Source organism: Prevotella sp. Rep29, from assembly GCF_019551475.1.
Classification (GTDB): domain Bacteria; phylum Bacteroidota; class Bacteroidia; order Bacteroidales; family Bacteroidaceae; genus Prevotella.
Window position 1 is genome coordinate 2,037,714 of record NZ_CP047159.1, and the last position, 23,010, is coordinate 2,060,723.

Sequence of the window (23,010 nt, forward strand, 5' to 3'; positions counted from 1 at the left end):
CTCATTTTTGTCTCATTTACCACTTGCTTTTAAGGATGTGACATAACTTTCAACACTTTTCCCTTTCGGCACTTTCAAATCTATATAGCCAAGTATGTTTGAACGCAATACTTCTATCTCTTTATCTATATTGTAATGAGATTTTAATTTCACGGTCACAACATCTTCGTTTATGGGACAAAGTACTCCTTCATTGACAGAATAAAGTTTTCCTTCAACTCTTTCTGTTACTTGTGAATAACTCTTGAAAGAGTGTGTAGTCAACAAAAATGCAATTGAAAAAATAAAATTCTATTTTTCAAAATAATAATTGATTTATTTTTCAAAAAGGAATCTCGTAGTTAAATTCTTAGGCGTAAATTTTGGACATAAAGCCCAGTAGTAATAATAGGTAACTAATGCAAAAACCGCATCATACAAAACTGTAAAATGGAGCGCTACAACAGTGTTTCCTTCTTCTTTTGTCATAGTCAGTTTTTTAAACTTGTACCCCACGTTAAGCCAAGCACGACCGATGACCAACGAATATCTTGAAAAATCAACCTCTGGCAGAATTTCATTTCCTTGATAACTCGATTTCAACTCATCGTAAGAACTGATAACTTTGCAGACACTCCCTTGTTTGTTAAATCCCCCAAAGGGAACGTCTGTGACATTTGTCCCCTCACCATCCTTTTCTTGCGGGAAGGATTTTTTGAAAAACTCCGCAAGAGATTCTCTTTCCTCAGAATATTCATCCTCCTCACTGCTGCACGCCGTCATTACCATACTCATCGTAAAGAGTATCAGGGCGGAGAAAAGAAACTGCCGCCACGGTTCAAATTGTTGTCTTAATTTCATCATTTGATAGTTTTAATGGGTTAAATCATTAAATATATAAACTTGTTGTTTGCAAATATACAAAAAAAGATTTTGTTTTCCAATTTTTTTAACCGAATATTTCCCAATTTATTTGAATTTGAACAGCTATTGTCAGCCTCTGCATGATTGTTTTACTTCCTCTAACATATTTCTCATTGATCATTTTTGATTTGTCATTTAGCGAAGCGCATAAACATACAGAAATGGGCGTATAAATATGCAGTTGAACTTTCGCTTTCCAAAAGTGCCACTTTTGCGTCCTGAAAGTGGCACTTTTGGCTCCTAAAAGGGGAACTTTTGCAAGCTAAAAGTGGCACTTTTGGAAAGCCCTTTCTAACGTCCTGATAAACAAAAGGTTACGAACGTATATTATAAACGGTCGTAATTGCATAAATATACAAAAGCGGCAAGCCGCTAAATGGGTGGAATGACAAAATATTTCATTAAATGAGTATTCTTTTAGTCGCATTGTTTGGTAAAAGCGCTAAAGGTAATTAGACTAATGATAAATATGTGACTAATTTGGATGATTAGAAAGAATGAGCCACCGAACTTCTGTATATATATGCAATTTTGGCGGCAAAAACTGCATATTTGCATAAAATTGCGACAAAATAGGTATTATTTTTAAACAAAAATTTGCTCATATTGTCGGAAATAACGAACTTTGCGGCAGTTTAAAAGACGGAATGTATATTTATACAAAACAACCCGGTTCTTGCATAATTCATTTCGAAATATACCAATAATGTTTTACAAATGACAGGACGGTATGCCTATTTTCTGTCGGCAGACATCGTCAAAAGAACATATCAGAGAGAGCATGAAGCAGATTAAAGTTTTATACGCCGATGGGGCGCATGTGAAATATGCGGAACACATTTCGCAGATGATTACCGACTCGTCACAACAGCGCAGCACGGGAATAGCCCGCCGTACGCCAGACTATATCGCCAGCAAGATGAACAAAAGCAATGCAGTGATTGCCTTGGACGGCGACCAGGCAGTCGGATTCAGCTATATAGAGAGTTGGAGTCACGGCGACTATGTGGCAACGAGCGGACTGATTGTAGCCCCGGACTATCGGCGCATGGGACTGGCTGAACGCATTAAGGAAAAGACTTTCGAACTTGCCCGCGAACGCTATCCGAACGCCAAGATATTCAGTCTCACGACGTCGCTGGCAGTGATGAAACTCAATTCGCGTTTAGGTTACCAGCCTGTGCCGCTGAGCGAGCTCACCCACGACGAAGAGTTTTGGCTGGGGTGCGAAGGATGTGTGAACTACGATGTGCTTCAGCGCAACAACCATCGCATCTGCCTGTGCTACGGCATGCTGTATGAACCCGGGCAAGGACGGCGGAAGTCGGCATGGTACACCCCTTACACCATGGCTATGAAGAATTTTGCCAATAAGATATTCAGACTGAAATAGCATTCAAACCAAAAAACGACAATGATTATGACAGCAAGAAAGAAAAAGATAGTAGTTGCTTTCAGCGGCGGTCTCGACACCTCCTATACGGTCATGCGACTGGCGAAAGAGGGACATAAGGTGTATGCCGCCTGTGCCAACACCGGAGGGTTTTCGGACGAACAGCTCAAACGCAATGAGGAGAATGCCCGCCGATTGGGAGCTGTGGATTACGTGACACTTGACGTCACTCAGGAATATTATGAGAAGTCGTTGAAATACATGATTTTCGGCAACGTGCTGCGCAACAACTGCTATCCCATCTCCGTGTCCAGCGAGCGCATTTTTCAAGCCATTGCCATTGCCCGATACGCCAAAGAAATCGATGCCGATGCCATCGCCCACGGCAGTACGGGTGCCGGCAACGACCAGATACGCTTCGACATGACGTTCATGGTGATGGCGCCCGGAGTGGAGATTATCACCCTCACCCGCGACCAAGCCCTTTCGAGACAGGAAGAGATAGATTATCTGAAGGAAAATGGGTTTGAGGCAGACTTCACCAAATTGAAATACAGCTATAATGTCGGCATCTGGGGAACCAGCATCTGCGGCGGAGAACTTCTCGACTCCACCCAAGGATTGCCCGAAGAGGCTTACCTCAAACAAGTGAAAAAGACGGAAGAAAGCTTGCTGAAAATCACTTTCGAGAAAGGGGAAATAACGGCTGTTGACGGCAAACCATTCGAAAATCGCATTGCAGCCATACAATATATTGAGGAAATCGGCTCGGCCTACGGCATCGGACGCAACTGCAACGTCGGCGATACCATTATCGGAATAAAAGGAAGGGTCGGATTTGAGGCTGCCGCTCCCATGCTCATCATCGAAGCCCACCGCCTTTTAGAGAAGTGCACACTGAGCAAATGGCAGCAATACTGGAAAGACCAAGTAGCCAACTGGTACGGAATGTTCCTGCACGAGAGCCAGTATCTCGAGCCCGTCATGCCCGACATCGAGGCAATGCTCACATCGAGCCAGCGCAATGTCAACGGAACGGTCATCCTGCGACTGCGCCCGTTAGGATTTGATACTGTCGGCGTGGACTCGAAAGACGACCTCCTGAAGTCGAAACTGGGCGAATACGGAGAGATGCAACACGGCTGGACTGCCGATGATGCCAAGGGATTCATCAAGATTTTGTCAACCCCGCTGCGCGCTTATTACAGCATCCATCCCGACGAAGAGAGAGGAGAAAAGAGTACAAAATAAAACAGTTGACCTATGGAGGAATACCTGTCTCTGCTTGAGCGACTGATTGCGACCCCGTCTTTCTCGCGTGAAGAGGAAGGCACGGCAAGCATCTTGGAGGATTTTCTTTCGTCCAGGCAAATCGCGGACGTGCATCGCGACGCCAACAATGTGTGGGCAGCCTGTGCCCACTTTGACGCTTCCAAGCCTACCCTGCTGCTCAATTCACACCATGACACGGTGCGACCAAGTGTATCATACACCCGCGACCCTTTCCTGCCGACCCGCGAAGACGGGCGCATCTACGGACTGGGGAGCAACGATGCCGGTGCGTCGGTCGTGAGCCTGACAGCTGCTTTTTGCTCTTTATACCACGAGGCGCTGCCCTTCAACCTTATTCTCGCTCTTTCAGCAGAAGAAGAAGTCACTGGAGAGAACGGCATCCGGCGCCTGCTGCCCACACTTCCGGTGATTGACATGGGCATTGTCGGCGAGCCGACGGGCATGGACATTGCCGTCGGGGAAAGAGGACTGGTGGTGCTCGACGGTCTTGCGAAAGGTGTTAGCGGACATGCTGCGCACGACGAAGGAACCAATGCGCTCTACATCGCGCTGGACGACATCAACAAACTGCGCAACTACCATTTTGAAAAAGAATCACCTCTCTTGGGACCGGTCAAAATCTCCACCACACAAATACATGCCGGCACGCAGCATAACATCATACCCGACGAATGCCGCTTTGTGGTGGATGTGCGCACAACCGATGCCTACAGCAATGAAGAGACGGCAGAACTGCTCCAAGCGGCTGTTTGCAGTCAACTCACTCCACGCTCTTTCAGGATACATGCTTCAGCCATCGAACCCGACCACGCACTGGTGAAAACGGCAGAGAGGCTGGGGTTCCACCGCTATGTTTCGCCTACGACGAGCGACATGTCACAGATGGACTTCCCCACCATCAAGATGGGACCGGGCGACTCTACACGAAGCCATCGTGCCGATGAGTGGATTGCCATCGACGAAATCACACACGCCATCGACACCTACATCGCATTCATTAAAAACATACAACTATAAACACCTTATTTATATAACATGAAACTCTGGGATAAAGGTTATGACATTGATTCATGGATAGAATCATTCACCGTCGGCAATGACCGGCAGATTGACATGCTGATTGCACGACACGATGTGGAAGCATCAATGGCACACATCAAAATGCTCGAGAGCATCGGGCTGCTCACGGCAGACGAACTCGCCCGCCTGTTGGAGGGGCTTCAGCAAATCGCACAGGAGATAGAGGACGGAACTTTCCAAATCTGCGACGGCATCGAAGACGTTCACTCACAGGTGGAGCAACTTCTGACGGAGCGTCTCGGAGACGTCGGAAAGAAAATCCATTCCGGACGGTCGAGAAACGATCAGGTGCTCGTTGACTTGAAGCTATTCTACCGCACCCAACTGAAAGAACTGGCTTCGGAGACCAATCAACTCTTCGAGCGGCTGCAACAGCTCAGCGAGACTTATAAAGACGTGCTCATGCCGGGCTACACCCACCTGCAGGTTGCCATGCCGAGCAGTTTCGGATTGTGGTTCGGTGCATACGCCGAAACATTGGTCGATGACCTGCAAGTTGTGGCAAGCGCCTATGCCATTGCCAATCAGAATCCCTTGGGTTCTGCCGCCGGCTATGGCTCCAGCTTCCCACTCAACCGCACAATGACGACCCGGCTGCTTGATTTTGAAGATTTGCACTATAACGTGATTGCCGCACAAATGAGCAGAGGCAAGACGGAGCTAGCCGTCGGATATGCTGTCAATGCCATAGCCACGACACTCGGAAGAATGGCGATGGACATTTGCCTGTTCAACAGTCAGAACTATGCTTTCATCCGTTTTCCCGATGCGCTTACGACAGGGTCGAGCATCATGCCCCACAAGAAGAATCCCGATGTATGGGAAATCATGCGCGGACGCTGCAATCGCCTGCGGAGCATCGCCAACGAAATCAGTATGATGCTCTCTAATCTCCCACTCGGCTATCACAGAGACTTGCAGCTGCTCAAAGATATTACCTTCCCCGCTTTTGAAGAGATGAAAGAATGCCTGCGCATGGCTGACTTCATGCTGCAACACGTCATCGTGAACGAAGAAGCCGTGAACGATTCACGCTACGACTATATGTTCACCGTGGAGGACGTGAATCGCCTTACGCTCGCTGGAGTGCCGTTCCGTGAAGCTTACAAGACCATCGGCAGCCAGGTGCAACAAGGGACTTACAAGCCCAACAAGCAAATCCATCACACACACGAAGGGAGCATGGGCAACCTCTGCAACGACCAAATCGCTGGGAAGATGAAGAAAGTTTTGAAGAAATTGGAGCTGTGAACTACAGCTTTGTGGGGACAAGTCAGAGTGATTTATTCACTTTCTTGATGTTTATCGGATAGGTGACGACCAGTTCGGTAAGGTCGGCTTTGGTGAGGTGGGCTTTGATATTGATGCCCACCTTTAGGTTTTGCAGCTTCGGGAAGGTGTAGTGTAAACCTATTCGCTCGTAAAACGGCTTTTCGACTGCTTTTGCGTTTTCTCCCATTTTCCGATAAAGATAGAAGCCGAGTGAAACGGGCATGGAGAAGTTGTGGTAAAAAATCTCATGTTTGGCTGCTATTCCTACGGACCAGGGGCTATGTGTGAGGGTTCTTCCGGCTGCTTGGTCTAATTCTTTCACGCGTTTGGAGTAGGTGCCATAGAAGAGGTCGATGCCTATTCCTGATGCCCATCGCCGTGCGTAGCGGTACATGATGTCGGCTTGCAGGGAATAGGCTGCATAGCATTTGAACTTGTCGGTTCGATAATCCTCGCTTCCTTCCGGTGTCTGGAACTGTGTGAGTTGCCAGTCTTCATGCAATGTCTTTGCTCCGATTCCGAGTGTGACGTTTGCATACCAGTATTTTTCGAAAGAGGGATTATATCGTCCTGCCTGTGTCGTTGTTGTCGGTTCGTAATAGGGTTGATAGACGACGGCGAGTGAGGGACCGATGAAGTTTGCGCCTTTGTTAGGGCGGTTGAGGGCTCCGTTGCTGAGATGCCAGTATTCGATTCCTGCCCTGATGCCCCAGTTTTTCGCAAAATGATAGGTGGCGTGGAGCCCCATTCCGAAGAATATGAGCCATCGCGAGCCGATCAGTTCATTGTCGATGTTGTGGTATGGGTCGTATTTTCGGCGTGAATATCCTACTCCGTAATAGAAGGTGTAGTCTGTTTCCCAGTGTTTTTGTCGGAAGAATGGTCTTGAGAATGCTCCATAGAGCGAGATGGTATTTCCCATTTTCGAGTCGTAGTCCACTTCTTTTGCTTCTCCCCAGTCGGGATCGGGCGAACGATGCATGACAACTCCATGGTTAAGACTGTATTTCACGCCGAGGGTGAGCAGCGGATAGCCGTAATCGGCAGCGAAGGCATCGCTGTCTTGTGGTAAGGCAGAATAGTGCAACTCGGCACCGAAAGAGAAGTTACGGGTTTTCTTCATCCACTTTTTCTGGTATTTGTCCATCTTCACCTCATTGCCGGGATTCACGTTAACTGAAAAGCCGTAACGGGTGAACGTGTCTTTCTTCTCTTCGCCTTTTGCACTTTGTATTGACAGGAGAATGAACAAAAAAGGCGCAAGCAAGGCGATGTGTCTGCCAGATTGATATCGTCTTTTTTCTTTCATTCTACAACTTGAATATTCTTTGTACGTTGAGATTGGTCTGTCGTGCCACATCTTCGGGCGACACGTCATACGCCTCAGCCAACTTGTTTACTACGTATTGCAGGAATGCGCTCTCGTTTCTTTTTCCCCGCATGGGTACGGGTGCCATGTAGGGAGCATCGGTTTCGAGCACGATTCTGTCCAGTGGTACGGAGGCTGCCAACACTTCGGAAAGATGACTGTTCTTGAATGTGAGCACTCCGCCTATTCCCAACACGAAACGATTGAATGAAAGTAATTGTGCTGCTTCTTTCTCATTGCCTGTGAAACAATGGAACACGCCTCCCGGAAGGTCTTTTTCGTATCGGCGAAGCACTGCGACCAGTTCCTGTTGCGCCTTTCTGCTATGAATCATCAGTGGCAGACGCGTCTCTACAGACCACTGCACTTGTTGTTCAAAAGCCTCAATCTGTTGCTTCTCGAACTCGCGCGACCAATAGAAATCGAGTCCCACCTCGCCGACGGCTATCACCTCCGGTGTGAACAATTTCCGCATTTCTGCGAGCACTTCCCGATAATCATCGCGCACCTCTTCCGGATGCAGTCCTATCATCGGGTATGCATACCCTGGATAGTGACGACAGAGGGACAGGATGTTCGCTGCTGAGTTCAGGTCAATGGCTGGGATGAACACTCTGTTCACTCCGGCTGCACGGGCACGCTCAACCACCTCATGGAGGTCGGCTGCAAACTCTTCCCCGTCAAGGTGTATATGTGTATCTGTCAATTCCATCATCAAATCACTCCGATATGGGTATTTGTCACCTATCAATATTGCCGATGAAGCATTTCGTTCATATAGTTCACGAGTTCGGTCTTGCGTTCTTCCGGCACGCTTACCAAAGCAAGATAGCGCTGGCTTTGTTCGAAATAGAAGTTGATTTTCTCGTTCGCCAATCGGTCGATACCTATCTCGTTATACAGCCGTGTGATGGCTTCGATTTTCTCTGCGGGGTCAAACGCCGTTGCCGAAATCCACTTCTGCAGTTCTTTCAACTGTTGCCCGTCAGCCAGCCCGTATGCCTTTATCAGCATGTATGTCTTCTTATTGGAGACGATATCGCCACCGATGTTTTTCCCAAAGACTTTCGGGTCGCCGTAAACATCCAGGAAATCATCCTGCAACTGGAAAGCCAAACCGAACTGCTCGCCAAAACGATACAGATTGTCAGCATCCGCATCAGGGGCATCTGCAAGGATGGCACCCATTTTCGCAGCACAAGCCAACAATACGCTTGTTTTCAGACGAATCATCTCAATATACTCTTCCTCCGTCACGTCATTGCGCGACTCGAAATCCATGTCGTACTGTTGCCCCTCGCCTATTTGCAGAGCCGTTTCGGTGAACAAGTCAAGAACAGCCTTCAACTTATCCGGAGCACACAGCGCCAGACGCTCATAAGCCAGTACCAGCATCGAATCGCCCGAGAGAATCGCCGTGTTCTCATCCCAACGCTTATGAACGGTCTGATGTCCGCGACGCATGCTGGCATGGTCCATCAGGTCGTCGTGCAGAAGCGTATAATTATGGTACGTTTCCAATGCACATGCGGAGGAGAGAATATCTTCCGGCCGTTCTTTGTACAGATTATATGCGAGTAACATCATCACAGGACGAATCCGTTTTCCTCCCAACGACAGCACATATTTGATGGGCTCGTAGAGGGAAGCTGGCTTACGCTCATAGGGCAGAGCGTCCAAATAGTCATTCACCATTTTCAGCAACTCGCTGGCAGTACAGTTCTTCATATGCTTTTTATTATTTATCATTTGTCAGTTAGCAAAGCGATTACAATTTAAACACGACAGGCACATGCACCAGTGTCCGACAGGCATTCCCCTTATATTCGCCGGGCTTCCACTTCGGCATCAACCGCAATACGCGAAGTGCCTCGCCGTCGAGCGGCGAACCTGCAGAGCGAACGATTTTCAGGTTCATGACACTGCCGTCTTCGCCGATGATGAACGATGCGACCACCCGTCCCTGCAGACGTTGCTGCCTTGCGGTGGGGGGATATTTCAGATGGTCTGTGAGCCACAGGGCGAAAGCACTCATCCCACCTGGAAATTCGGGCAGGCGCTCAACGACCCGGATGCTCAATGTCTCCTTTTCCTGCTCAAGGGTTTGGGGAGTCAGCGGAATGACCGCCGCATCGTCTCCCGTCAGTTCCTTTTCACCTATGACGACCGGTTCTCCCTGGGACTTGTTCAGCACGTCGTCATCGCTCTGTGATGCCTCCTCGACGAGGGTTATCTTTTCAGCCACCTGTTCTTTGACAGGCGATGCCAACAATTCACTCTGTTGTGCCGGTACAGACTCAAACTCCTCAATCATTTCGTCTGCCAGGAAAGGACTGTCAAACCGGTCTGTATCCTTAGAAGTGTACTCGAGTGCCACGAAAAGCAACGAGAGCCCGACGACCAGTCCCAAGAGGAAATGAGTACCCCTCCCGGTTTCGAGACTTGCCGACGGTGATTTCTTTATTTCCATAGCCTACACACTAAACACAAAAAAACTGCGTTATTAAGAATAAGATGACGGACAAACGTCCTCTTCCCCAACTAATTCCCTCCCTTCGGGATGGGAAGGGGTGGACTGAAGGAGACTTCCCGCCCAAAAGCCGGAGAGCCCCCTCTTTCAGCCTACAAAAATAGTGCAGAAAATTGAAAAAAAGGTATCTTTGCCAAGAAATTAAGGGATTTTAAATGAAAAAAATCATTTTAGTGTTTCTGACCACACTCCTCAGTGGGCAGGTTTACGCACAGGAAAGTCAGACGGCATACAATTTCCTCAGACTTCCCGTAAGTGCCCATGCCGCCGCATTGGGAGGAGACAACATCACACTCATCGAAGACGACGCTTCACTCATATTCTCCAATCCCGCACTCCTCTCAACCGTAAGTGACAAGACCATCAACCTTAACTACATGAACTACATGTCGGGAGCCAACACGGCAAGCGCCACCTTCAACCGCGTCATCAAGGAGCGAGCATCCATCGCCCTGAGCGCACAGTTCATAGACTATGGCAAGATAAAAGAAGTGAACGCCGACAATGTCCAGACAGGAGAATTCTCCGCAAAAGACATCGCCATCGGCGCATATTTCTCCTACATGCTCGGCGAGCGATTTGCAGGCGGTATCACCGCAAAATTCATCACATCCTATATCGGCGACTACAACTCCATCGCCATGGGCGTTGACCTCGGCATCAATTACTACGACCCCGAGCGCGAATGGTCGCTGTCTGCCGTGGCAAAAAACCTGGGAGGACAACTCAAGGCATACAACGATGAATATGAGAAAATGCCACTCGACCTGCAGGTCGGCGTGAGCAAACGCTTCACGGGCGCACCCTTCCGACTCTCCGCAACACTCGTTGACCTCACCCACTGGAACTACTCCTTCATCAACCACCTCGCCGCCGGTGTCGATATATTCCTCGGCGAGCAAATCTGGATAGGAGCAGGCTACAACTTCCGACGGGCAGACGAAATGAAAATACAAAGCAACGAAGAAGAAAGCAGCCACCTCGCAGGGCTCTCCCTCGGAGCCGGACTGCAACTCGAGCGCTTCAAACTCAACATCGCATACGGAAAATACCACGTTTCCAGTTCATCACTTTTAGTCAACCTCGCTTATACACTATAAACATGAAACGCATCACAATCGCAATCGACGGACATTCCTCATGCGGGAAAAGCACCATGGCAAAAAAACTTGCAAAGGAAATCGGATACATCTACGTAGATACCGGCGCCATGTATCGCGCCGTCACACTATACGCCCTGCGGCATCAACTGTTCAATGACGACGGAACAGTCAACAAACCGTTGCTCAAAGACCACATGAACAACATCCACATCACGTTCCGCCTCAACGAAGAAAACCTGCAGCCGGAAACATACCTCAACCAAGAATGCGTCGAAAAAGAAATCCGCACACTCGAAGTCTCCAACCACGTGAGCCCCATCGCTGCCATTGATTTTGTGCGCGAAGCACTCGTCAGACAACAGCAACAGATGGGACGCGAAAAAGGAGTCGTCATGGACGGACGAGACATCGGAACGGTCGTATTTCCCAATGCCGAACTCAAAATCTTTGTCACCGCCAGCGCAGAAATTCGTGCGCGCCGCAGGTTCAAGGAACTGGAAGAGAAAGGAATGCCAGCCGATTACAATGACATCCTGAAAAACGTACAGGAGCGCGACTATATCGACTCACACCGCTCCGTGTCACCACTCCGAAAGGCGGACGATGCCATCGAACTCGACAACAGCCACCTGACCATCGAGCAACAACAGCAGTGGCTCCTCGAGCAATACCGAAAGGCAGCAACTGAATAGGCACTCCCAAACTTATTCCCTCCCTTTCTTCATCCCTCCCTTCGGAGAGGGGTTGGTTTTGCATATTTATACACTGGAAGAAGTTTTACGACCCAATTTCTAAACAATTGTTTTTCAACGGGTTAGATAGGGCTTTCCAAAAGTTCAACTTTTGCACGCTAAAAGTTGAACTTTTAGACGATGAAAGTTGAACTTTCAGGACGCAAAAGTTTAACTTTTGGAAAACGAAAGTTCAACTACATATTTATACACCCATTCCTGCATGTTTATGCAAGTGGATTTTCTATTGTCTCTTGGCGGATTTACATCATTTTGCAGATGCTATTTCCGCACCACTTTCTTCCCGTCGATAATGTAGATTCCCTTTGGAAGCGCATTGATGTCATGGGACGCGTGCTTAATCTGTTGCCCATTGATGTGATAGACGGCTCGTGGCAACTCTTTTTGGCGCATGATTTCGATGCCGTTGATGGCTGTCACCACGTCAATCTGACTGCCAACTTCGCCTTCATTTTCTGTCACGAAATAGGCTTGCAATGCGTCCAGATAGGCTGTCTGCGGATAGGTGGCGGGGAATCCCTCGTTGAAGAGGTAGCCGTTTGTGGTGAGAGATGGACTGTTCAGGGTGATGTTGCCTGCTTTTTTGACACCCTTGAAAGTGAAACCGTTGATGGTCTGTTCTATGGTGGCAGTGCTTGCTGTCACGTCTTTCAGCATGAGCAGTCCCAGCTCCGTATATTCATAGTTGCTGTTCTCCACTTTCACGATACACGGGACATTGGCTTCGATTCCGTCTGTCGTCGTCGTGAAATCCATGAGGTATTTGCCTGCCTCCGGATTGGTAACGCCTGTGAATTTAGCTACTTTCGTATTGTCGCCCAACGCTGCCTTGACTTCTGCATCGCTCATGCTGAAGGGCAGCCAGAGCGTGGTCCACTCCCCGTTGGGGAACATCCGGTTGGTGTTGACGTTGTAGGTTCCTTCGGGATAGGTGGGCTCTGTGGTTGTCCGCACGTCGAGATAGAGAGATTGGTAGGTATCTGCCTCATCGTCTGCCAGTCGGAATGTGAAGTCAATGGTTCCGTCTGCATTCCGCACGATGTCGGTTATCTCTTTGTCAGTGAGCGGTTGTGCCGTGTCTGTCCCGTTCCACTGCACCATCTGAGGGGTAGAGGTAGCGGTGAGTTGGTCGTTTCGGGTAGTTCCACTGATATAAGGGAACACGTCGTCCTGCTGTCCGCGATACTGTTCGAGCGCCCGTCCGTCGGCAGCAATGACCCGCCAACGCATGTGATTGTTCTGCTTTGTTTCCCAGCGCCCCGCAGTACTGTTCCATTCATAGTAGGAACCGAAGGTATTGACTTTGTTATAGTACCATGCGTATTCGTTGTAATCGATGTGCGAGATGAGCAGTCCTCTGGGGTGTGCACCTTGTGAGTACATGTTGCTCACGTCTCGGTTTTCGAGAATATAACACTCATCTAAAGACGGGTTGTCGGCATAGATGACATATACTTCACCGTTTTCTTCGGTCGGTTTCATCCCTTTCACTTTGATGGGGTCAGTGAGTTCGATGGGTTCGAGCCATCCTGCCGTCCATTTTTCGAAACCGGAGTAGTCCATGGGGTCGTATCCGCCTCCCCGATAGCTTCCGCTTCCCATGACATCCCATGTTCCCACGCCCACGTTACCGGAATAGCTGGTATCGTAGAGGTCGGGGAATCCCATGCAGTGTGAGAACTCGTGGCAGATGGTGCCGATGCCGCAGGTGGTCGAGCCGCTGCTTCCGCGCAACTCGCTGCTGCAGGCATAGGTGTTGATTCGCACGCCGTTAGCTCTTAGTGCTGATCCGGTTCCCGCGGAGAGTGTCCATTTATGCGGCCAGACGGTGTCCTCGCTTCCACCTTCGGCTTGGTTGTATCCGGCATAAAGAACGAAGATGTTGTCCACTTCGCCGTCACCGTCCCAGTCGTAGTCGGAGAAATCCACGGAGTCTGCGGCTTGATAAATGGCATCGCGCACCATGTATGCCGCCCTGACATCGTGACTGGATCCTTCAGGGGCTCCATATTTTGCCATGGAGTCGGGCAGTTCGACCGGCCCTATGACATCAAACTCGATGTCGAACCTGCCGTAACTCTGCCTGAGGAAATAATCGCGCACGCTTTTCTTATAGTTCCCCTGCGTGAAATTGAGTTCGTTGGCTACTCTGCTGAAGAAGGCTTTGGGGTTTGTCGTGCGGTATTTCTTGTCTTTGAAATTGGCTAAGATGATGAGCCCTCTCTTTTTCCCTCTGAATCCGTCGTAGAAGGAATGGTTCATCGCTTTTCTCATTGTTTTAGGAGACTTCATCGCTTTGGCAGGTTCGCGTCTGGCGTTTGCTTTTTTGACCAAGCCTTGCAGGTGTTCGGCTGTCCGAAGGGCATACAGCTTCTCATTGGGAGTGTTCACTTCGAGGGTATAGACATTGCCGAGAGAGTCGCGATAGAAGCTCAGCCACTCATCGCCGACGAGTTGTGCATTGACTTTCGTTCCATCGGTCAGCGTGATGACTTTCCACACTCCCGGATGCACGGGCGAGGCACTGAGTTGGAGGTTGCAGAGAAGACAACCGACGAGCAACATTGCTTTTAATAACTGCTTTTTCATGTTTTTATACTTTTATGTTTAACCTTCAAAATGTGTGAGTATCGCATCCCTACACTCTTCCATCAGCCACTTCGGTGTTGATGTTGCTCCGCAGATGCCTACACTCTGTATGTCTTCAAACCATGACATATCAATCTCTTGGGATGATTCTATCAGATAGGATTTTGGATTCACGTTCTTACATTCCTTGAAGAGCACTTTCCCGTTAGAACTTTTATGTCCGCAGACAAAAAGGATGATGTCGTGGCGCGCTGCAAAGCCTGCAATGTTGGGCATGCGGTTGGCTACCTGACGACAGATGGTGTCGAAACGCTTGAAAGTACATCCCTCATCTATATGCTCCTCTATATATTTAACAATGTGGTGGAACTCATCCAGAGATTTCGTCGTCTGTGAGTAGAGGAAGATATCGCGCGAGAAATCAAGTTGCTTCACGTCTTCGAGGCTCTCGACGACGATGGCTTGCCCTGCCGTCTGCCCTACCAATCCGAGCACTTCGGCATGTCCGTTTTTCCCAAAGATGACGATTTGTGCATCGGGATTTTCGCTAAACTGCTTTTTGATTCGCTTTTGGAGTTGCAGGACGACGGGGCACGTCGCGTCGATAATCTCTATTTGGTTACGAGTGGCGGTCTCGTAGGTTTCAGGGGGCTCTCCATGTGCGCGGAGCAGCACTTTCACCTTATGCAGACTGCCGAGTTCTTCATGATTGATTGTCACGAGTCCTAACGTGCGCAACCGCTCACACTCCATTCCGTTGTGCACGATGTCGCCAAGGCAATAGAGCTGTTTGCCCTTTGCCAGTTCTTCCTCTGCCTTTCGTATGGCGGTGGTCACGCCGAAACAGAAGCCGCTCTCCTCGTCAATCTCTATCCGAAGTCTCTTTCCCCTCATTCTTTTCGTTTCAAATAGTCGAAATACATTTCAAGCAGGTCGGAAGCGGCTGCAAAAGAGGTCTTTTGTCCATTGAGAACGGTACGTTCAGCCTCCTCCAAACGGTGCTCTATCTGCGGGTTATGATAGAAATTCAATCGCAGATTTTCGTTGATGCTTTCATACATCCAGTATTTGCTTTGCTCGTTCCGCCGGTGGTCGAAATAACCATTGTGCTTCACGAAAGCGATGTACTCGTAAATCATATCCCAGATTTCTTTGACGCCTGTCCCGTAGAAACCGCTGTAGCAAAGTACTTTCGGGAGCCATCCGCTGTCGGGCATCGGGAAAAAATGGAGTGCATTCCGGAAATTGGTGGCTGCCAGTTGGCATTTCTCCACGTTGTTTCCGTCGCATTTGTTGATAACGATTCCATCGCTGATTTCCATGATTCCTCGCTTAATGCCTTGCAGTTCATCGCCTGTCCCTGCCAGCTGGATAAGCAAGAAGAAATCGACCATCGAGTGACAGGCTGTTTCGCTCTGCCCTACTCCCACGGTCTCCACAAAAATCTTGTCGTAGCCGGCTGCCTCACAGAGTATGATGGACTCTCTTGTCTTGCGGGCAACTCCTCCCAACGAGCCTGCCGTAGGACTGGGACGGATGAATGCTTCTTTCCGCAGAGACAGTTTTTCCATACGCGTCTTATCGCCCAGGATACTTCCTTTGGTGCGCTCCGAACTTGGGTCGATGGCTAATACTGCCAGTTTTCCGCCATGCTCGTCAAGCACGTGACAGCCGAACTGGTCGATGGAGGTGCTTTTTCCTGCACCGGGGACGCCGCTGATGCCTATGCGCACTGACTTTCCGCTATATGGGAGACATTTCTCGATGACTTCCTGTGCCTTTGACTGATGGTTGGGATTGACACTCTCCACCAAGGTGACCGCTTGTGAAAGGATGGTCACGTCGCCTTTGACGATTCCCTCGACCATCTCTGCTGCCGACAACTCACGCTTCCGAAAGCGGTTTCGGTTAAGATATGGGTTGATGATTGCAGGTTGTTCTACACCGGAATTGACTGTCAATCCTTTATACTCTTCGTTGTTTTCTGGATGTTCCATATTGTTTTTTCTTTTACGTTCTTGTTGACGTTATTCGAGATTGATATTGATAACTACTTTTGCATTTGCCGGGTCGTTGGTTATCATCAGCACACGCGGCTGTGAGCGGACATTCCGCAGTTCCTTCCGTTCGGCGGTGATTTTAAGTTTCGTCTGCTCGCCTGGAGCCAGTTTTGTCTTTCCCAATGCCACTTTCAGTCCTGAGGTAAACATCTGCATGCTGGATATTTCAAGCGTCGAGCGTCCTACGTTCTCGATATTGATGACACCACTCTTTTTCTTTTTTCCCTCGAACGACCTGAAATCGAGTTCCCGTGCCGACAATCTGATTTGCGGTGCATTGACCAGTTCGCTCTCGGAGAGGTTCTGGAAACTGGGCAGAAGGACGGTCGAGACGGTGATTTCCTTATTATCTCTCGCCTTATCACCGGGGAAAGCTCCCAGATAGATGCTCGTCTGCGTCAGTCCGTAGCTGTGCAAGATGTTGGACAGGAGCGTGACACGTGCCACACCTGCGTGTCCCGGTGCTATCGTCGATGGTGAGAACTCCGCTTTCAAATAATTGGGCAGATGCATCATCACGGGTGTTGCCGGCGAACTGGAAGCATTTTGGATATGGATATCCACAAAGGGACGGTCGCCGATGTTCACGTCATCAAACTCAATCGTGTTCCTATCCGCTTTCAACATGCCCAAGGTGTATTCATATCCACCTGCATAATCGCGCACTTCGCTGACGACAACTCCTTTCAAGGTCAGCATCAACGGACTTTCAGCAGCATCGCTATAAACTGCTATCTGCTTCTCGAAATGTCCCATTTGCTTGGCATCATAGGTGGCTGAGAGCTTGAAATCGCCATTTCCCTGAATCGTTTTCAAGCCTATATCTGTTGCAACGCATCCGCAACTGGTACGCACGTCATTGACCGTCAATGCGTGGTGAGAGCTGTTTTTCAATTCAAACTGTGCTGTCACAGGGTGACGGAAAAGCACCTGTCCGCAATCAATCACCTCACTCTTTGCCGTCAGTCTTTGTGCGGCAACCGGCAATGTTGCCGCAAGCGCCAACGAGCATATCAGAAATTTCTTGTTCATCTTTTTCGTTTCTATTTTAATTATTTGATTTTCGTTATTTGATTTCAAGTGTCTGGGCTTTCGCACGCGCCGAATATTCCGGAGCATAGGCGCACTGTACGACACAGGTTCCCGTCTCATACGTTCCCACTCGGTCCACATAGTATTCCGTTTCTACGACATGCGTTCCCTTTGCCATTCGGTCGAAATAGTAGTTCGTTGCATAATCTTTCGGAGCGATGTAATATCCCCAATGATAACCCGAAAGCTGTCTGAGCGGTTCCAGACAAGCTGCCCGTTTGTCGGTCACCTGCACAAAGTCATAGTCGCGCTCAGCCTTAATCGTGATACGCACCGTGACTCGGTCGCCCACTTTCAGCGGACGGTTCTCATGCAGCAGTTCCCGCGTCACAGTCAGCCCGGAAGAAGCAGCTGTCACATCGGTCGCTTTCTGCATGAACTGTGCATACACCGCACCCCAAGAGGTTCCCGTACTGGTCTTCTCTACGGTGAATGTCTGCATATCATTGCCCGTCACAGCGGTTTTCACATAGCCAAGACCGGCGGTTGCCTGCGGCAATTCCAACGGTTCGCCGTTCAACTTCAAGACTGCCGGAGCTTGCTCGTCCAGCCTATCCATGTTCCCGTCCAAGAAAGCATATACGGCATTCACGCTGTTGATGGGTGTTGACCAACTTTGTGTCCGTTTCTCTTGCAGCAGCCAGCGCTGCATTTCTTCCACGGTCTGAACATCTGATGCCTGCAACTCTTTCAGCGCTTCGATGGCTGCCACTTGCGTCGGAATGCGATAGTCATACCAACTGTAATGCGCCTTTGGCGTATCGAAATAGCGCCCGAGTTCTTCTGTCGCCACCGTATATTCCTTGATGCTCTTCATATATTCGGCAGCTTTCTTCTGTTGCCCGTTCTTTGCGAGAATCAAGGCTGCCGTTGCCTTTCCGTAGATGGTCATCTCGGTCGTACGGCTTGCCAGAAGCGACACCATATATTGGATGGCTGTTGCCGTCTTGCTGCTGTGCGGACGACCATCGATGGCATACATATAAAGGATGCGGACGGCGGTCTCACTCGGACGGACATGCTTGATGCCATATTTCTTCTCGTCTTTCTTCATCTCTTTGTACTCGTCCACAAGCCAGCTGTCCATATATCGGAATGCGTTGGTGAGCATTTTTTGTGTGTCTTGTTGCTTACCGACCATCTTATTCAGGCGCACCAACATCTCGCTCACTGCCGTTGTCATGTAGATGCTGCCCTTCATTCCTTTCCACCAGCTCCATGAGCCGTCACCGTTCTGCAAGGCGTTCATCTTTTCAAGTGACGAACTCAAACGCATTTTTATGGTGGTTTCGTCAAAGAACTTCACCAGACTGCGCTTCTGAGACGATTCTTTATCGGCATCCAAAACCCATGGTGTCTCGTTCAGAACCAACGCTTTCAATTCCTGATTCTTCTCCAACGCACTCATCAACGACTGCTCCTCGCCCGTCTCATTGCGCCAATGATTCACTACCGTTTTGATATGGGGGGCTGCTTGCATGATGTGGGCACCGATACTGTTCACGTAATATGAAACGGTCTGACTGATTGCATTTTCCTCCGAAGTAGCTGAGTAAGTGGGAAGGGCTTGTATCATCAGCCATGCCGGATTATTCGTATATTCCACCGTCAGTTTGTTCGATTTGTCTTTGACGGCAAACAACCTGGTCAGGTCTATCGTCTTGATGCCTGGCTCATGCTGGGTGAATGGATAAGTATTCGTCACCAACTCTTTGTCCGGTAACACTGGCAGATAATGCTGTTCGCCGTCACTGAACGTCTTTCCCGTCGCCGTCACCTTACATATATATATAGGTGCAGCATCCGATGGCGGAATATCGAACAAGATACCTGCCGTCTCGCCTGCCTCTACATTAAACGGCAGACTTTGCGTATAGCAAATCTCTTCATTTTCAGGATTGATGAGTTCCAGTTTGGCTGTTCCGCTGAGTGCTTTCTCTGATGTGTTGAACAATTTGGCGGCAATCGTTGCCTTGTCACCGCTACGCAGGAAGCGTGGCATATTCGGCTGAATCATCACGTCCTTCTTGGCGATGGCTTCCGCTGTCAACAGTCCGTAATTGACGTCCTTGTCGTGGGCAAGTCCCATAAACTTCCAGGTCGTCACACTCTCCGGCAAAGTGAAACGCAAGACAACGTTCCCTTGTTCATCTGTCCGCAGTGCCGGAAAGAAGAATGCCGTCTCGTTGAGATTTTCGCGCACTTGCTCCTGGTTGTTTGCCTGATGCGTTTCTTCCTCATTGTCACTCGCTGCAGAATTATCTGCTGAAACTACGTCATACAACACCATCGAATCATCACCTGCCGATGCCATCTTTGCCGCCATTGGCTCTATCGACATTTCGTCTCTTACATCAACACCGCGTGCTCGCAGTCCTGACACCCGCGAACCATACATTTTGCGGAATGAAGAGTAGAAAGAGAACAACGAACTGTCAAACGAACTGAAATACAATCCATTGACATTCAAACTGCGATAGTTAGCCGCTCCCTGAACTGACAGGTAGGAGAACGATATTCCCTGCCAGAAAGTTCTGGCAGTAAATTGGCGCATTGACGGATAGAAACCCCAGCCATGACTCCTGATGTCGTCCAGCGACTTGTCGTAAAGAACAGCCATCAGTTGGGCATCTGCCGGCTTTCCATCCGGCTTGGTGATGCTGAGGTTCCATTCTTCCTGCTGCCCCGGTGTCAAGCGGTCGCGGAATGTATTCCACTTCAAGGTCAGACGCTTGTTGGGCAAGGGTTTTCTTATCGTTACATCATGCGTGTACATCTTTCCTTCCTTCACCCATGCGTAATTCAGCAACACGCCGTCACCATATTCTTCCTTGTAGGTCAACTGCTGTGTATGAATGGCATTGCTCAGATTGAATGCGCCACTCTCAAGCACCTTGTCGCCGGCTATCACGGAATAGAACACATGTACGTCTTTATCCGACGACCCCACTTGCACGTAAACGGGCTTTCCGTCGCGGCGGAACTCCGTTTCAGGAGCATAGAACCACTCGTGTGTCTCGATGCACGGGCGCTTGTCAGCCATGCTGAACAGCACGAACTTCTCCTCTATCGTGTCAGTGCCGCAGATGGCTTTCAGCGTGTGCTGACCGGACGACAGCGACCTGATGATACCTGAGATATTCACCAGTTCGTTTGCTTTCGCACGATAGACGTGCGAACTCCGGTCGATGTAATAGCGCACGTCGCCGGGAATTTCCTTTCCGGCAGCATTGCAATAGCTGAAATGCAGCGTCTTCGGACTGTCCTTTTCTATCTTTTCAGGCAAGTTGCAGGAGAAAGCTGTAGGCTTTGTTCCCAACGGGAGCGTCATTGTGCCTCGGTGCGTCTCGCCACCCACGTCGGTCACGTCGGCTGAGACTGTGAAACTATAGAAACGGGGCTGCTTGATATACGTCGGTTTTCCGTCCGCATCATCCATTTCCTCCATATCTTCTTCGGAGAGAATCATCGGAATCTCAACCTTAAATGCACCGTCATTATCGGTCAGCGTTTCACCCTCGACAAGCACTTCCGAGTCTGTGTCGTGATTACCATACCGCCACCACCAAAAGGCTTCGCGGCGGTCAACTTTATATTTCACCTTCGCCCCTTGTACCGGAACGCCGCTGTAGGTCTTGGCAAAAGCGGTCACCACCACCGTGTCGCCCACCGCATAGCGTTCGTTCACCTCTGGAAATTCCACCATAAACGTCGGGCGTTTGTATTCTTCCACATTGAAAGAGGCGGAGCCATAGCCGTATGCCTGTATCGTGAAAGCACCCGTGAGTCCCGACTGTGGCAAGACGAAATCGCAAGAGGCTGTTCCGAACTCGTCGGTCGTCACCGTCTTCTTTTCCACTTCCTTGTAGTTGGCATCTCTCAATGTCAGCACCACATTCTGACCGGCGACAACCGGCATCGTATTGTCCGGATAGCGCTTATGCAGGATAAAGCCGGCATGCACCGTCTGTCCCGGACGGTAAATAGCACGGTCGGTAAACACCCAACCGTCGGTATGGACGCTCTTGTCGGTATAGTAGGAATAATGACTTCTCAATGCTGAGTTCGGACATGACTTGTCCTGCTCCGTATAAGCCCACACTTGATAGGGCTTGGTCTTCTCATAAGTATAGAAGCACTCACCTTTCGCATCGGTCGTGAGTGTCTCCTGACGCCCTTTTTCGTTATACGACGCATAGAAGTAGAGGCGCAATTTCGCATTCACCACCGGCTGTCCGGTCGTTGCATTCACCACGGCATAGCGGATACGATTGCCGGGATGCTCTTCCGTCATGACATACAGGTCGCTCACGTAATAGAGTACCCGCTGTGTCTTGATGTCCTTATTGTCCGACGTAAACTCCACGAGATAGACTCCAACGGGCAGACCTTTCACCGTGAAAGAGTCGGTATTGATTTTATAGTCGGGTTGTCCGATGTATTTCCTTGTCTGCTGGATAACGCTGGGCTCTATGGCTTTCCGCTTGATTTCGTTATAAATCTTTTCATTGCCCATATTGTAGGTTGCACTTCCGTCCACATCTACGCGTGTCACCGTCAGCGTCAGCGAACCCAAGTTGCGCACACTTGTCACTTTGAACACACGCTCCCTGTCGGGTAGTGACACCATATCTCCCAACGACACGGAAAAATGGGGCTGCGTCAGTTGTTTCATCCTATTGCGCAGACTGTTCATGCGAGGCCATTCGCCCCATTTCATCAGCGCATAGTTGATATAGTTCACCTTGTCTTCTATCTTCACGTCCGGCGCTACAGACATGAAATCGTAGCGTGCCAATGCCACCTCGCCGGCGATGCGCATGTCGCCATAGACGTTCAGCAGCGAATCGAGTGCCCGTATATAAGCAGACTTGGCAACTTTTTTCTCGCTTGCCTTGCGGTTTTTCTTTGCCACACCCAACGCCGACAGACAGGCTGCCGTGCGCAAATCGGTCGTCCGGTAATAGTTGCTCAACGTCTCGTAGTCGCCTGCCTCCAAGCCTATCACATGCAAAAGGTCGTTTCCGAACCATTTGCTTTCCGTACGCTCTTCCACCAACGGCACATATTCCGCTGACTTATGCGCTGCGAGCAGTTCGGGATGCTCCATCGAGCGGCGAAAATATGCTTTCGACAACACGGCGCTACTGTCTGACAGTCCCGCGTTTTCCGCATAGACTTTTCCTAAGACCGACGCATAGACGGCTGCCAGCACATGGTCTTTCCCACGAACACGCAGCTCTACCTGCACCAACCGCTCCACCGCCGGCGCCAGCGAGTCGGGCGTGACCGAAGTCAGCACGCGCACATTCATCAGTTCTGCCTTGAGCAACTGTCCATACTCGCGCTCAGCACGCGCCTTGGATATAATCTTCCCCAACACTTCCATCTGTGTCTTGGGCAGATCTTTCTCTTCTGCATCTGCAACTTGCTTCCACAAGGTCGTGTAGTTATCTGCCGACAGTGAAAGCACAACCACACTCAGCATCGCCAATAGAAACAGGATTCTTTTCATAGCACAATTCTTTGCAGTTCAACTTATTCTGCAAAAGTAAGAAAAAAAAAGCATTCAAC

Annotated in this window: 16 protein-coding genes; 6 read left to right on the forward strand and 10 right to left on the reverse strand. The window is 49.5% G+C overall.

Features of this window, described 5'->3' with window-relative positions; translation table 11 throughout:
- Positions 1–315 precede the first annotated feature (315 nt).
- Complete coding sequence (locus GRF55_RS08690) at positions 316–843, reverse strand: hypothetical protein (RefSeq protein WP_220368035.1); 528 nt, start codon at positions 841–843, stop codon at positions 316–318.
- 841 nt (positions 844–1,684) lie between these two features.
- Between GRF55_RS08690 and GRF55_RS08695 the strand changes: the two genes are divergently transcribed.
- From GRF55_RS08695 to argH, 4 genes are read left to right on the forward strand one after another with little or no spacing between them, the layout of a single operon-like run.
- On the forward strand, positions 1,685–2,296 hold the full coding sequence (locus GRF55_RS08695) for a GNAT family N-acetyltransferase (RefSeq protein ID WP_220368036.1): 612 nt from the start codon (positions 1,685–1,687) through the stop codon (positions 2,294–2,296).
- Between the two features lie 27 nt (positions 2,297–2,323).
- Entirely contained in the window at positions 2,324–3,547 is a 1,224-nt protein-coding gene (locus GRF55_RS08700) for an argininosuccinate synthase (protein ID WP_255563775.1), read from the forward strand.
- A 12-nt stretch (positions 3,548–3,559) separates the two neighbouring features.
- Positions 3,560–4,606 (forward strand): M20 family metallo-hydrolase, encoded by a 1,047-nt coding sequence (locus GRF55_RS08705; protein ID WP_220368038.1) that lies wholly within the window; start codon positions 3,560–3,562, stop codon positions 4,604–4,606.
- Positions 4,607–4,624: 18 nt separating this feature from the next.
- On the forward strand, positions 4,625–5,920 hold the full coding sequence (gene argH, locus GRF55_RS08710; RefSeq protein WP_220368039.1) for an argininosuccinate lyase: 1,296 nt from the start codon (positions 4,625–4,627) through the stop codon (positions 5,918–5,920).
- A gap of 22 nt (positions 5,921–5,942) precedes the next feature.
- Here the strand turns inward: argH and GRF55_RS08715 are convergent, their stop codons facing one another.
- Genes GRF55_RS08715 through GRF55_RS08730 form a run of 4 tightly spaced genes read right to left on the reverse strand, consistent with a single transcriptional unit; the run spans position 5,943 to position 9,780 of the window.
- Positions 5,943–7,250, reverse strand: a complete 1,308-nt coding sequence (locus GRF55_RS08715) for an acyloxyacyl hydrolase (protein ID WP_255563776.1) — start codon at positions 7,248–7,250, stop codon at positions 5,943–5,945.
- 1 nt (position 7,251) lies between these two features.
- Positions 7,252–8,022 carry a TatD family hydrolase gene (locus tag GRF55_RS08720; protein WP_220369677.1) on the reverse strand — a complete coding sequence of 257 codons (771 nt, stop codon included), beginning with the start codon at positions 8,020–8,022 and terminating at the stop codon, positions 7,252–7,254.
- Between the two features lie 35 nt (positions 8,023–8,057).
- Complete coding sequence (locus tag GRF55_RS08725) at positions 8,058–9,038, reverse strand: polyprenyl synthetase family protein (protein ID WP_220368040.1); 981 nt, start codon at positions 9,036–9,038, stop codon at positions 8,058–8,060.
- Positions 9,039–9,078: 40 nt separating this feature from the next.
- Positions 9,079–9,780: an energy transducer TonB gene (locus tag GRF55_RS08730; protein WP_220368041.1), complete on the reverse strand. Its 702-nt coding sequence runs from the start codon at positions 9,778–9,780 to the stop codon at positions 9,079–9,081.
- A 215-nt stretch (positions 9,781–9,995) separates the two neighbouring features.
- On the opposite strand from GRF55_RS08730, the gene porQ reads away from it, so the two are divergent.
- Positions 9,996–10,940: a type IX secretion system protein PorQ gene (gene porQ, locus GRF55_RS08735; protein WP_220368042.1), complete on the forward strand. Its 945-nt coding sequence runs from the start codon at positions 9,996–9,998 to the stop codon at positions 10,938–10,940.
- Positions 10,941–10,942: 2 nt separating this feature from the next.
- On the forward strand, positions 10,943–11,635 hold the full coding sequence (gene cmk / locus GRF55_RS08740) for a (d)CMP kinase (RefSeq protein WP_220368043.1): 693 nt from the start codon (positions 10,943–10,945) through the stop codon (positions 11,633–11,635).
- A 321-nt stretch (positions 11,636–11,956) separates the two neighbouring features.
- Here cmk and GRF55_RS08745 read toward each other — a convergent pair whose 3' ends face one another.
- The 5 genes from GRF55_RS08745 to GRF55_RS08765 are packed head-to-tail and all read right to left on the reverse strand — an operon-like array spanning position 11,957 to position 22,951.
- The gene (locus GRF55_RS08745; protein WP_220368044.1) at positions 11,957–14,284 is read right to left on the reverse strand and encodes a M6 family metalloprotease domain-containing protein; all 2,328 of its coding nucleotides are present in this window, start codon (positions 14,282–14,284) and stop codon (positions 11,957–11,959) included.
- 18 nt (positions 14,285–14,302) lie between these two features.
- Positions 14,303–15,178 (reverse strand): 4-hydroxy-3-methylbut-2-enyl diphosphate reductase, encoded by an 876-nt coding sequence (locus GRF55_RS08750; protein WP_220368045.1) that lies wholly within the window; start codon positions 15,176–15,178, stop codon positions 14,303–14,305.
- Positions 15,175–16,281, reverse strand: a complete 1,107-nt coding sequence (meaB, locus tag GRF55_RS08755; RefSeq protein ID WP_220368046.1) for a methylmalonyl Co-A mutase-associated GTPase MeaB — start codon at positions 16,279–16,281, stop codon at positions 15,175–15,177. The genes GRF55_RS08750 and meaB overlap by 4 nt, the downstream gene beginning before the upstream one ends.
- Before the next feature lie 30 nt (positions 16,282–16,311).
- On the reverse strand, positions 16,312–17,376 hold the full coding sequence (locus GRF55_RS08760) for a DUF1573 domain-containing protein (RefSeq protein ID WP_220368047.1): 1,065 nt from the start codon (positions 17,374–17,376) through the stop codon (positions 16,312–16,314).
- A gap of 34 nt (positions 17,377–17,410) precedes the next feature.
- A complete protein-coding gene (locus tag GRF55_RS08765) occupies positions 17,411–22,951 on the reverse strand; it encodes an alpha-2-macroglobulin (protein ID WP_220368048.1) in 5,541 nt (1,846 codons plus the stop codon).
- Between the last annotated feature and the right edge of the window lie 59 nt (positions 22,952–23,010).